The organism is Phormidesmis sp. 146-20 (genome assembly GCF_052939475.1).
In genome coordinates this window covers 10,671-23,921 of sequence record NZ_JBJPHT010000039.1, presented here as the reverse complement: position 1 = coordinate 23,921, position 13,251 = coordinate 10,671, and the positions used below count along the sequence as shown (strand labels likewise).

The window sequence follows — 13,251 nt, the reverse complement described above, 5'->3', positions numbered from 1 at the left end:
AAGAATGTCGATCAAACGATTGGTTTATGGAGCAATCCTAGTCACACTATCCGGTGTTCTCATCTGGCAAATTGCTCCCAGTTTCTCCGGTGAGTCAAGTTGGCAACCCGCCTCTCGAATTGCGCCACCAAAACTATTGCAACAGTTACAGCAAGACTATACGCCTCATATTCCTTCCAATACGACTGTGGACATTGGGCAAATGCGAATGCTTAAGCTGCAACAATCAGGATCGCTGCCTCTATACCTAGTCAACACGAGAGTTTCTGCAAGTGGAAATCAGAAACGAACTCCAACTTGTGGGGTTGGAGGCTGTCTATTTCTTGGCTATATTCCACACAACAGTGGCTTTAAGCAGGTGTTCAACGGGCTGATTAATGATTTTCAGGTGCAAGGAAAACCACCTGTAATCAAGCCGATTTCACAAGTAGTGAACAGAGTTCCTTGCTTTCAATTAACCACGTATAGCCCAAGAACAGGAAAGATAAATCCAACTCAAACATTGTGCTTCAACGGTGGGAATTTTGCGCCAGTTGGAGAGAAGGCGAGGTAGCAGCTATCGCAAACTAACTGCAAAACTATACCATCTATCAATTTTTTATTTTCTACTACGCGAGACCCTGAGAATGGTTCAATTTGTTGATAAACAGCAAGCTACCAAAACGCTCAGTTTGAGCGGCGAAACCCTGAAGAAATATCGACTTCAAGGAGAATGGATCGAAGGAATTCATTGGGTGCGGATCAATAGCCGATGTGTTCGGTACAATTTGGAACTGATTCAAGACTGGTTCCATAATCGTCATGATCCCGCTGCTCATTGGCGAGCGATCGAGGTTTACCAATCCACTCTGTTGAGTAATCAGAAGAAATCGACGAAAAAAGCCAAGTAAAGCAGGCATCATTTAAATTCTTTAGAGCATTCGTTCTTTCACAAAATACGGAATATGCAACAAGAGCCTTTTGCTGAAACCTTCCCAGAATCCCCTGATCTGACTCGTTTAGAACATGGACAACACACCATGCTGCTTCATAACGAACTGTCAGCAGCAACTGAGGGAAGCATTTACTTTAGCCTGCCAGATCAAGATGGCTATCTTTTTGAGTATGATGGCGATCTTGATGAGGCGTTGAATGGCTTGCCTGAGATTTATAGCGCGATCGCTCTTAGAGATGAAGTACAGCAATCTCCAACCTTAACCCCTGAAGCTGCGATCGTAATCGAACAACTCTGGAATCACTTCGAGCAAACTGGAACCCAGGAACTTGAAGGTGAACAGGATTACAATTTTCGGATTGAGGATGGCTGGCTTCTGGTTATGCCAAAAGAACCTTCTGAAGAAGTCGTTGCGATCAGCCGAGACGGGCAGGTGCAGTCAACTTTTGACCCAGAGCAGTATGGGCATTTGATGGAGCGATGTGCGATCGCTTATGAACAAATGCAGATCAAGCAATTCCAGCATGAACCTGAGAGAGGCTGGGAGTTAGGATAGAACACTACTGGCTTGGTGAAGCCCAGTCAGATATTCAAGCGCGTTGCAAGTTCCTGTCCAAGCAGTTGACAACCCTTGTAGACCTTGCTCAGGAGAATTATCATGATACACTGCTGGTAGAAATAAGACTCTCGTTGGTCATCAATCTGTATGTCCAGAGTTAGGGATTCAGTTGAGCAACTGCACGACTTGAATTAAGGAATACCACTCGTCTCGCTAGAAGAAAACGAATATGACAAGAGAAGTGTTTCCATTTTTCCGTCATTTACGATCCACTTTAACAAGAAACTGTTTCGTTCTTTTCTTTGGATTTACCGTAGCATTCTTATGTGTAGTAACGCATCCATTTTTACTACAAGTTAATGCTGAGGTTCCAATCTCCGAAACTCTAGTTGAGCAGAGCAAACAACGGTATGAAACGGGACAATATACAGATGCAATTGCACTACTTCAACGAGCGATTTCAGCTTACCGCCAACAAGGTGATTCGCTCAAGCAGGCAATGAGTTTAAGCAATCTAGCATTGAGCCATCAGCAATTGGGACAGTGGAATGCTGCCAATCAAGCGATCGCAGAAAGTTTGCGATTACTTCAGAATCGTCCTTCGTCTGTTCTAGCACAGACTTTAGAGGTTCAGGGACAATTGCAACTCGTTCAGGGGCAAACCGAATCTGCACTGTCGACTTGGGAACAGAGTGAGAAGGTCTATATTCAAATCAATGATTCTGCTGGGGTTATACGATCGCGGTTGAATCAATGCTATGCGTTACGAGTATTAGGCTTTTATCGTCGGGCACAAACGATCCTACAGGAATTGCAGCAGACGCTGGATCGTCAACCTGATTCAATTACAAAAGTGATCGCACTTCGATCTTTGGGAAATGCACTTGCGCGATCTGCTGATTTAGCCAATGCAGAGCGCATTTTACAGGAGAGTTTGAAGGTTGCCATAGCCTTGAAATCTGACAAGCAGATTACGGCAACACAATTAAGTCTTGGCAACGTTGCACGGCTCAAGAAGGACATTCAAACCGCGATCGCGGCTTATGAAAAAGTTGCTCAGTCTTCCTTACCTTTAATGTCTATTCAAGGACAACTCAATTTGTTGAGCCTACGAATTGAAAACCAGCAGAAACCTGAAGCAGACAATCTGGTTGCTTCAATTCAACACAATTTATTGTCACTCCCCTCAAGTCGAACGAAGTGCAATGCTCAGATCAACTTCGCTCAAAGTCTAGCAAAGTTAAATGCTTATGATGAAGCGGCGCGAGTTCTTGTCGAAGTGATTCAGCAGGCACAAACATTGAAAGATCGGCGTTCTGAATCTTATGCTTTGGGATCGCTGGGGATACTTTATCAACAGCAACAACAATGGGCATCAGCCGAAAAGGTAACAAGAAGGGCGATCGCACTCATTGAGAATGCAAATGCGAATGATATTGGATACCGATGGTACTCACAACTTGGATTAGCATTGGTTCAGCAAGGCAAGGATCGAGAAGCAATCTCCGCTTATACGATCGCGATCAATATGTTAGACGAGCTTCGCAAGGATTTAGTCGATGTGAATCGAGATCTCCAGTTTTCATTCAAAGAGAACGTTGAACCTACCTATCGTAGGCTGGTTGAACTCTTACTGAAGCGTCAGAATCAAGATGAAACAGGAAAGAATTTAGAACGAGCGAGAAACTTGATTGAAGCATTACAAGTCGCAGAACTCGATAACTTTTTTAGAGAAGCTTGTCTCAACACAACGAATGTTCTTATTGATGAGGTTGTCGATCGAGATAATCCAACAACTGCCATTATCTACCCAATCATTTTGGAAAACGAGTTGCAGGTGCTTGTGAAAGCTCCGCAGCAAAAAACGTTGAAGCAGTACAGAATTGCGAAAAAGCAGCAGCAGGTTGAACAAGTCCTCAAATCGCTACAAGATTTTCTGCCTGACCCAGATCGAACCAGTGATATCAAAAGGCTTTCTCAAGAAGTTTACAGTTGGTTAGTCGCACCTTTTGAGCAGGAATTCAAAGGAAAAGTAACGACATTAGTGTTTGTTCTAGATGGTGCATTTCGGAACGTCCCAATGTCGGTTCTCTACAATGGAGAGCAATATTTGATTGAGCAGGGATATGCGATCGCGACGAATCTGGGTTTAAGTTTACAGTCGCCGAAACCAATCTCCAAATCGCCTCTACGAGTGTTAGCGGCGGGTCTTGCACAACCTTCAGGACAATTTGCAAATACATTTAGTGCGTTACCTAATATTCCAGCAGAGATAGATGCTATTCGACAAGCCGGAATTCCGGTGACTGAACTCAAGAATCAGAATTTCACAACCGTAACATTTAGCGAAAAAGTGAAAGAGGCTCCTTATAATGTCATTCACATGGCAACACATGGACAGTTTAGCTCTCAAGCAGAAGACACCTTTTTGCTAGCGAATGATAACAAAATCAATGTGAGAGCGTTTGATCAACTCATTCGCGATCGTGCCCAAACTCAGCGAACTGCGATCGATCTTTTAGTATTGAGTGCTTGTGAGACTGCTGCGGGAGACAATCGAGCGACTCTCGGACTTGCAGGAGTTGCTATTAAAGCGGGAGCGCAAAGTACGATCGCTTCGTTATGGAAAGTACAAGATTCCTCGACGGCGGTTCTGATCGGAGAATTTTATCGAGAACTGAAGACGGGACAAGTCTCGAAAGCAGAAGCATTACGACGTGCCCAACTCAAGTTACTGAAGCAATATCCGAATTTTGCTCAACCCTTGTATTGGGCACCGTTTATTCTCGTTGGCAACTGGCTGTAAAAGTTACCCATCCTAGTTTTTAACTGAATTCTCAGCTTCTAATTTGTTGACTCGTTGATTCAATTCCTGGTACTTTTGCGAAAGCTGCTCAAGAGTTGCGGATGTAAAAGAAATACTCGAATTGCTATCCTCAGTACTTTCAGAGTTCAGCCCATTCTGGAGAATAGCCTCCTCCAATTGGCTGATTCGTTGCTCTAGTTCTGTAAATTTCTGCAACAGTTGATTGGTTTCTAACCCCTTGACTCGTTGCTCCAACTCTCCCAGCTTTTTCAAGATTTCTCTTCCATCACTACCACCCAAATTCATCATCCACCAATTCTTGACTGCATCGACCATATTCTGAGGTGATTCAGGAGGATTGGCAAGTGCTTGCCCCTCTGGAATTTCTGCTGAATCGCTACGTCTAATCAGTTTCGGTGCAGGGATATTCGGTAATGCTAAATTCATAAATCGCCCATTTCTCAGTGATTCATCATCAAATTCACTGATGAGTAAAGAAGTGGGCGCACTACAGCGAGAAAACGCATACCACAGCGATTTGGAATATGAATCATCGTTAGGATAAAGTCCTAAGAGTTCAGCATTCACGTTCAGGTCGGACAAATCTGACAGCCCATCCTCTTGAGCAAACAGCCTCTGAAAAGATTCATTATCCGATTGGTAGTCAAGCACTTCCGGGGGTTTTTGAACGGGAAACAACCATGTTTTTGCAACATACTCATACAAAGGCTTGAAGATGCTAATGTCGAAATTAAAAAGAGGTAGCTGCTTTCCTTCTTCTTTGTGGATCACATAAGCCAGATGCATATATGGAATGCGGCGTTTAGCCTCATCGCGAGATAAGTCACGCTGGCGATTAACTTCATCAGGGGACAAGTCACGCTTTTGAGAAATGGCGTTACTCAAGAATTTGTCTGCCAGTGCCTGACGCTCCTGTTCATCCAGTAAGCTTGGTACATCGCAAAAAATACCAATGACCCAGTGTTGCTCACTGCTTAACATGAAGCGATACAGCAGTTCTTTGGGAGGATGATTACCGAACTGGCGTTTAGTGACATTGAATATTTCAGCGAGATGGCTCTCTAACCACATGATTTGGTCATCACCGAAGTCAGGTGGTTGGATGATGTAGCGGTAGTCAACTCGATAGGTGCGTGTATAGATTAAGGCAGACCAAGAAAAATCTAGCATCAGTACCTCGTTACTTTAGTCTAGGTTTAGTGAAGGCTCAAACAGTCTTGAACTTCGATGTTGTAGATGTTTTAGGAATTCTGAAAACCCCTAAAACATCTAAACTACGGTAGTGTTTTAGCGCAACTTATCAGTAGCCTGCATCTGGTTTTCCGCCAATCCTAAAATACTCGAAATTCGCTGTCCTCCGAGCATAACTGATACATCAGCCTCTGTCAGTTCCTGATCCAGCAGCCTAATTTTCTTGCCCAGATCTTGCTGCTCAGTGCCGTTTGACAAGAGCCGCCTCCAGATGCCTTTGGCTGAGGAAGAATTACTATGTCGCGACTGATATAGCTTACAGAGCACCGCGAACGTTACAGGAAGATGGATGTTGATTGGATCAACATCAGCATTATCAGGATCATTGGCAATGTTTTGTCCAAGTGAAACTGGAATGATCGAGACAAGCCAGGGAGAGTCTGCTACAAACAAAGGGTGAAAGAATTTGGCAGCATTTTTAGAAATAGACTCAGGGCTTTGTTCATTAGAACTTGATAATAGATCAGCTTTGGTGATCACGATCGCCACAGGAAATGGATTCTCGCGAGTTGGCTTTTTGACTTGATCTAATTCGATAATCAACTGGTTGATGGCTCCCACTTTAGCTTTCAAGGCTGCGGCTGCATTGTAACCTTTGACCAAGTATTCAGCAGAAAGACAGAGAAAGAGACAATCCGATTTAGCAATTCGTGTAACTAGCTGTTGACGATCCGCCGCACTACTATCATCATCTAACGCGCCACCTCGATAATCCATCCAACTAAACTGGGTGAATGTTTGTAACGCATGGCTATAGTTGAACTGATACTCCAGGGTCTCAATACTTCCAACGGGCCAGCGTTCTTCACCTTGACCTTCAACAATCTGAATCCAGTCGCTTTCCAAGGCTTTTCTTTGCTTATTGTCTGTGGCTGTAATCAAGAATCCATTGCTGCCATTAATAGACATATGAGCGTGCATTCCTGCCATGTAGCAAGTTTTGCCAGAAGCAGTGGTGCCAAGCATCATAATCGTGGTGTTCTGTAAACTCATAGGTTCCTCGTGTGTCTTTGCATGAATTGAATGACTAGGATTGATCGTGTAAGAACTGTTGCTAGTGACTTATCGGAAGCTAAGGTGAGCGTTACGCAAAATACGAGCGATTTTCTAGCACATACACCCTGACCTGAAATCCACCAATCTAAAGAGCGTAGTTTTTTTGGATGCAAGGGGCGTATTGCCGAGTCACTAACCCGGCAAGTAAAGCAGATCTGCCGGGTGGTTTGAGGTTTTAATTAACCCCCTAGCATTCTCCTTGTCTGACAAAATTGACTGGAATCCAACCTCGAAGCCCACTATCCAGTTGAACTAAGTAAGCCATGCCAACTATCGATCCTGCGTTCTTTGGACCGTCGAGCAGAACACCACTCTGGGGCGCAGTTAAGTACTTCGGCCAAGGAATGCCACCTTCAAACGTATAGATTGCAGGAGTTGAAAAAACATTGGTCTGAATCCCTGCACAAACTCTATCAGGCAGTTGAGCAATCAAAACTTCTTTTGAGGGTGTCGAAGCTAGGGTGGCAGCATGACTAGGGGAGGGCAAAGCGATCGCGAAGGAGCCAACTGTAAGACAACTGAGCATGGCAGTTTTCAATCTCTGAATCATGATTTAATCTCCTGAAATTAAGAATCGTGTTACGGATCAGGACAAACGAGTGGTCGATCGTAGAGTTAACTGGGGTATTTGTGCAGTCTGAACACTATCGGGGAACTGCGATCGCACTATCCATTCAGCTGCGCTTACCAAAGCCGAACGCCCACAGAGTACGCACATCCAAGTGTGGAAAAGAAAGCTAAGAAAATTCCAATTAGGGCTGCTCCTAGACGCGGCGCGACAACCTCGTTCTCATACCGCTCAGTCCACTGTTGTACACTACCAAGATAGCCTTCTGCTCGCGCTGCATTTTCTGCTTCATCCCATCCGCCTCCAAAAGCTGTGCCCAGTCCTCCTGTTCCAAAAAACAAATCGGCGATACTACCGACAACGCTTCCTGCGACACTTGGATTAGGAGCAGGGGGAAGTGGTGCAGGAGCAGGCATCATTGCTTTGAGCAGAATGAATCGGACAACAATGAATCCCAAGTAGGCTCCACCAAAGACAAGCACATTTGTGAGCAGGTGTTCTGCTTGTGTCAAAACGTGGAAGTAAGCTAAACCAAAAATGATCGTGGTGTAGAAAAAGACGTACATTGCTAAACCTCTGTGAATTGATGAATGACGAGATTAATTGACTCGGTGATACCGCTTAACAGTTGATTCTTTCCCGTTTCCAGGGTTGATCAATTTGTTCATGTACATGCTAGAACCAGAGCCAGTATAGGTAAGTTGAATGACTGAACCGACTCGCGCTCCGATGAGATCGTAGTACCATACGTAGTACTGCCTTCCGCTGTTGCTTTGAATGAGAACCTTGTATGCTGCTTCGGTAGCGTCCCAACCAAAAGCCTGAATCAGGGTAACAGGCGCACTTTCTTCTGCTTTTGCGACTTGTGCGATCGTCACTGTGGAAGCACTCAGAAGCAATGCAGCGGGCAAGTAGCTCGATAGAGACGCTGAAGTGAGAAGTAAGCCAAGAATGCTAATGCCTTTTTTGAGTAAGGTTGATGGAGATTGATTTTGGTGAATCATAGTTGAGTCCTCTAACGTTGTAGTGATGAATTTTGTTCGGACATTGACTTATCGACTGCTGTTCTACGAGTTACGCAAGAATTTTGGAAGAATTTTTTGGAGAATGACTTGCGATCGCTTCGACCTTAGCTCTGTACGCGGATTCTAGTGGTGAGAAAGTTTGGTAGAAATGATGTGAAGTGTAGTTGCTATGGGGACCGTTCACGATGATGGAACGACTTTCCATCATCGTTTCTGACATGACGGCACCTATTAGAACTGAATTTGCCAAACTTTAAACTCAATGCGATCGCGTTGAATTTTCAATTCATCCATTGGTAATCCTGGAACCTGCTTGACCGTTGCGGGTAACTGGATTTCGAGAGCAGGCAAACCTGGAACCGTATCGCCACCCTGAAATCTGCACAGTAATGGTTTGAGATTAGGGGCAACGGTACAATCGATCGGCGGTTGCACCAAATCTGAGGCAGACCGACTCACAGGCGTTTGCGCTTGAATGGTTTGAGGATTGGATTCAGCGGCAAAGACAGAATCAGGATAGAGTGTAGTAGATGAGATTGTGCAAACAGCACCGATTCCCAATACTGCAATTGCGTGACTGAAAGGCTTGGAAAGAGTCTGTGTGAGAAGCATGGGGCGAAGCTCCATAACTGAACATCAGTGATTTGTGTAACCTGTTCATTTATCGGAGAGGTGCGATCGTATTACGCAGTCAGCAAGAAAAAATCTGCGAAGTTTGGTAGGATACTCATGAGTTCGCCATACTACTTAGTTCATTAGATGAAATGCTGTTATGCTGAAAAACGTTCTAATGGGTTGCCTGGGAATCTCTGGTGCCATTGCCTCTGCAATGGTTGCTGTTGCTCAAGGTGTTCCAAGTAAAATCGTTCCGGATAGCACGCTGGGAAATGAGCGATCGATTGTTCAGCAAGCGGGTCAAGAAGAATTGATTCGAGGCGGCGCACAACGCGGACAGAACCTATTTCATAGCTTTCAAGAATTCAATGTTGGACAGGGGCGTAGCACTTACTTCTTGAATCCGAGCAGCACGATTCAGAATATTCTTACCCGCGTTACGGGAAGCAATCCCTCTGAGATTTTGGGGACGATCGGCATTCGGAATGATATCGGTGTAACTTCCCAGCCAAACCTTTTTTTAATCAACCCCCAAGGTATTCTCTTCGGCGCGAATGCAAGATTAGATGTGGGTGGCTCATTTGCTGCAACAACAGCAAGCAGCATTCGTTTTGGAAACCAAGGAAATTTTAGTGCAACTAATCCAGAAGCACCTGCATTGCTCACGATTAATCCATCTGCGTTACTGTTTACGCAACTCAATCAGAGCAGTATTGTAAGTCGATCAACTGCCCCGGCTGGCGTTAACTCAATAGGGCAGACTTTATTTGGATTGCGAGTGCCAGACGGTCAGAATCTGCTATTTGTCGGGGGCGAAATTCAAATTGATGGCAGTGGAACTGGAGGGGTTAGAGCACTGGGGGGGCGAATTGAATTAGGAGGATTAGCTGGAATAGGAGAAGTGGGATTAGATGATCAGTTTCGATTGTCTTATCCAACTACTACATCTCGATCGAATGTCTCATTGATTAACAATGCAGGAGTTAGTGTTAGAGGAGATAGCGGAGGAGATATCAGCGTCAATGCTAATCAATTCAACGCTACAGATGGAGGACGATTAGTTGCGGGAACGAGTGGAACAGGCAATGCTGGTTCAATCACAATTAATGCAAATGTTGTTAATCTTGCTGGTGCAGTATCCGACACAGAGCGTTCTGGGTTGTTTAATGCAGTGATATCGCCTGGATCGGGTAAAGGCGGAGATATCAATATAAACACTAATACCCTAAGCCTGTCGTCTGGCGCTCGAATCAATGCGTTGACGCTTGGGCAAGGAAATGCAGGAAATATTACGATTAATGCCAGAGAATCTATGATTGCAGAAAGTCAATCTGGTATTTTTAACACCGTAGAACCTGGTGCGATCGCGAATGCAGGTGAGGTTCGTATCAATACAGGTTCTCTCACACTTAGAAATAGTGCTGGAATCACTGCAAGTACTTTTGGACAAGGTAATTCAGGCAACGTAGTCATTAATGCCCGTGATAGTATAACGTTCACGAATCAAGCAGGAATCCTGAATAATATTGATGCAAGAGCGATCGGGCAAGGCGGCAATATTGAGATTACGACTGGCTCTTTCCTACTATCAAACTTATCCAGAGTAGAAACTGGAAATTATGGGCGAGGTAAAGCAGGAAATATATCTATCAATGCTCGTGATTCTGTGACCATAGAAGGTGAACAAACATTTGTTACTGGAGGTGTCAGGACTGGCGCGATCGTAGAGTCAGGAAATTTTGAACCTGGAGGTAATCTACGCATCTCAGCAGGCTCTCTATTTCTCAGGAATGCTGGTAGCTTGAACTCTGCAACCTTTGGGCGAGGTGATGCAGGCAATATTGATATCAATGTTCGTGATCGGCTTGTCCTAGAAGGAGGTAACTCAGCGATTAATAATGGTACTTATGGTCAGGGCAATGCTGGCAATATCACTATTAATGCGGGCGAGTCCGTCACGTTAAGTCTTGGAACAGCAATCGGCAGCACTGTTGGTCGATCTGGTAATAGCATTGGGATTGGTAGAGCCGGAAATCTTTTCATTACAACAGGATTGCTCTCTGCATCTGACGGATCTCAGTTAAGTGCTGGGACTATAGGACAAGGGAACGGAGGGGATATTGTTATCAATGCTCGTGATATCAATTTTTCAGGATTTGCGATCGACGAAGCGCGAAAGATCATTGCGCCCAGTGGTATTTTCTCACGAGTAGAAAGTGGAGCAATTGGAAATGCAGGGAATGTTGTCATCAACGCAGATTCTCTCACGTTGTCGGATGGCGCAAATATTGTGGGTTCGACTCGTGGACAGGGAAATAGTGGAAATGTTTCGATCAACGTTCGCGATCGCATCACGCTTCAAGATGTTGCAAATATCAGTAGCGATATTGAATCGACAGGGGTTGGGAAGGGCGGAGATATTCAGATTCGAGCAAAAGAATTAGTATTAGAGGAAGCTTCTTCGATCAGTGGCGGAACTAATGGTAATGGAAACGCAGGAAGTATTGTGATTGATATTGATTCCTTGTCCATGTCGCGTCCTGTTAATCTAAATCAGACACCGATAGTGATAATTGGGGCAAGATTGAGAGGAGTTCCAGTTCCTACAGATAGTTCGATTTTCTCTGGTTCTATTTCAACAACTACATCTGGAGATGGGAATGCAGGAAACATCACAACTAATGTCCGAGATCGAATCTTACTAGATGAAGGGAATATCTCAAGCGATGTATTAGGTAAAAACGGCACAACTCTCCAAGGTAGAGGACGTGGGGGCGATATTTCAATTACTTCTGGTGAACTCGACCTATTGAACAACGCGGGAATCAGTTCTATTAGTTCAGGAAGAGGGAATGCAGGTAATCTCTTGATTGCTGTGAAAGATTCAATTACCGCTCAGAGTAATAGCACGATCTCCACAAGTGTTCTCTCGCAGTTTGATCCTGAAGCTGAAGGAAATGGAGGTAATATCCAAATTACTGCTCGTTCTCTGTTCCTCTCACAAAGTCTAATCGGTGCAAATACGCTTTCTGCAAGAGGAAACGCTGGTAATATCATTGTCAATGTTCGCGATCGCATCGACATGGAGGGTAGAAATACTTCTATCACGACTGCATCACTAACGAAAGATAGTAGAGATGCAGGCAACATCGAATTGACAACCCGACTTCTTTCTCTCGCGAATGGTGCAAATCTCAGTTCTGCAACAGTTGGGCAAGGCAACGGAGGGAATATGGTGATCCGAGCAAGCGATCAGATCCTGCTCCGTAATGGATTGTTCACCAATATTACGGACGGAGAAGGTCGTGCGGGCAATAGTTCTATAGAAACGAATGAACTTTCTCTGAGTCAAAGTAGTTATATCTCGACTGCTGTTGCACCAGGAGCGCTTGGACGAGGCGGAAACATCGAGGTCAATGCAAACTCACTTTTAATCACAGAAGGAAGTTCGATCAATGCTGCAACTCAAGGAAGTGGAAGGGGGGGCAATATTACCATCCGATCACACGATCGCTTACTCCTGTCTGGCACATCTTTCATCAATACAAACACCACTAGCACAGGACGCTCAGGCGATATCAGAATCTTCGATACTGGCTCAATTAAGATTCAAGGGGTTTCTGGGATTGCAGTCGGAAGTTTCGGCACCGGACGCAGCGGTGATCTTCAAATTCAAGCTAGTACTTTGTCTCTAGATCGAGGTGCGATTTCTGCGGAGACGCTTGGTGCGGATGGTGGGAACATCAACTTAGATCTGAAGGCGCTAATCATGCGAAATAACAGTCAAATTTCAACCAGTGTGGGTAACCCAGAAGCAGGAGGCAATGGCGGAAATATGATCATCAATTCAAGTGCAATTCTTGCTTTACCAAGAGCAAACGCAGATATTACCGCTAACGCCTTTAAGGGAAATGGAGGCAACATTAAGATTAGTACTCAAGGAATTTTTGGATTTTCAATCAATTCTCAACAAACATCAGAGACCAACGATATTACGGCAAGTTCTCAATTTGGGATTAGTGGTACTGTCACGCTAAATACACCTGACATTGATCCTAGTCGTGGACTGGCTGAACTACCTAGCGTTCCAACTGATCCCAGCAATCAAATTAGTCAAAGTTGTTCTCCTAGAGTGCAAGCTACAAGCTCATTCATTCGGACTGGACGGGGTGGAATTCCAGCGAGTCCGAGTGAGCCATTGGATGAAGAAAACGCGATCGCCAATTGGGTAACTCTAAATCCGCAAGACGATCGACCCTCTAAACCTAACTCAGTCATTCCAACGCGATCAACACAGCCCATTATCGAAGCTCAATCTTGGCGGAGGGATGCAAACGGAAACATCGAACTCGTTGCAGAAGCATCTCCTAGCATCCCCCATTTCTCTCAATCAGCGCCGCAATGTTTAGAGTAATC

The 13,251-nt window shown here is 44.7% G+C and carries 11 protein-coding genes; 5 read left to right on the top strand and 6 right to left on the bottom strand.

The genetic code is table 11. From position 1 onward, the window contains the following. Window positions 1–4 precede the first annotated feature (4 nt). The 4 genes from ACKFKH_RS23910 (at window position 5) to ACKFKH_RS23895 (ending at window position 4,299) form a co-directional block, all read left to right on the top strand. Window positions 5–553, top strand: a complete 549-nt coding sequence (locus ACKFKH_RS23910; protein ID WP_446860873.1) for a hypothetical protein — start codon at window positions 5–7, stop codon at window positions 551–553. Window positions 554–626: 73 nt separating this feature from the next. Beyond that, window positions 627–890: a hypothetical protein gene (locus ACKFKH_RS23905; protein WP_430679826.1), complete on the top strand. Its 264-nt coding sequence runs from the start codon at window positions 627–629 to the stop codon at window positions 888–890. A gap of 54 nt (window positions 891–944) precedes the next feature. Then, on the top strand, window positions 945–1,490 hold the full coding sequence (locus ACKFKH_RS23900) for a hypothetical protein (RefSeq protein ID WP_446860872.1): 546 nt from the start codon (window positions 945–947) through the stop codon (window positions 1,488–1,490). Window positions 1,491–1,722: 232 nt separating this feature from the next. Further along, entirely contained in the window at window positions 1,723–4,299 is a 2,577-nt protein-coding gene (locus tag ACKFKH_RS23895; protein ID WP_446860871.1) for a CHAT domain-containing protein, read from the top strand. 12 nt (window positions 4,300–4,311) lie between these two features. Here ACKFKH_RS23895 and ACKFKH_RS23890 read toward each other — a convergent pair whose 3' ends face one another. The 6 genes from ACKFKH_RS23890 to ACKFKH_RS23865 form a co-directional block, all read right to left on the bottom strand. Next, the gene (locus ACKFKH_RS23890) at window positions 4,312–5,490 is read right to left on the bottom strand and encodes a hypothetical protein (protein WP_446860870.1); all 1,179 of its coding nucleotides are present in this window, start codon (window positions 5,488–5,490) and stop codon (window positions 4,312–4,314) included. Window positions 5,491–5,607: 117 nt separating this feature from the next. After that, window positions 5,608–6,564, bottom strand: coding sequence for a hypothetical protein (locus tag ACKFKH_RS23885; RefSeq protein ID WP_446860869.1), 957 nt, complete (start codon window positions 6,562–6,564; stop codon window positions 5,608–5,610). A gap of 250 nt (window positions 6,565–6,814) precedes the next feature. Further along, on the bottom strand, window positions 6,815–7,177 hold the full coding sequence (locus ACKFKH_RS23880; RefSeq protein WP_446860868.1) for a hypothetical protein: 363 nt from the start codon (window positions 7,175–7,177) through the stop codon (window positions 6,815–6,817). 134 nt (window positions 7,178–7,311) lie between these two features. Then, a complete protein-coding gene (locus ACKFKH_RS23875; RefSeq protein WP_446860867.1) occupies window positions 7,312–7,761 on the bottom strand; it encodes a hypothetical protein in 450 nt (149 codons plus the stop codon). Window positions 7,762–7,794: 33 nt separating this feature from the next. Continuing rightward, window positions 7,795–8,199: a hypothetical protein gene (locus ACKFKH_RS23870; protein ID WP_446860866.1), complete on the bottom strand. Its 405-nt coding sequence runs from the start codon at window positions 8,197–8,199 to the stop codon at window positions 7,795–7,797. A 252-nt stretch (window positions 8,200–8,451) separates the two neighbouring features. Beyond that, the gene (locus ACKFKH_RS23865) at window positions 8,452–8,832 is read right to left on the bottom strand and encodes a hypothetical protein (protein ID WP_446860865.1); all 381 of its coding nucleotides are present in this window, start codon (window positions 8,830–8,832) and stop codon (window positions 8,452–8,454) included. Between the two features lie 160 nt (window positions 8,833–8,992). On the opposite strand from ACKFKH_RS23865, the gene ACKFKH_RS23860 reads away from it, so the two are divergent. After that, window positions 8,993–13,249 carry a two-partner secretion domain-containing protein gene (locus ACKFKH_RS23860; RefSeq protein WP_446860864.1) on the top strand — a complete coding sequence of 1,419 codons (4,257 nt, stop codon included), beginning with the start codon at window positions 8,993–8,995 and terminating at the stop codon, window positions 13,247–13,249. Window positions 13,250–13,251: the final 2 nt, after the last annotated feature.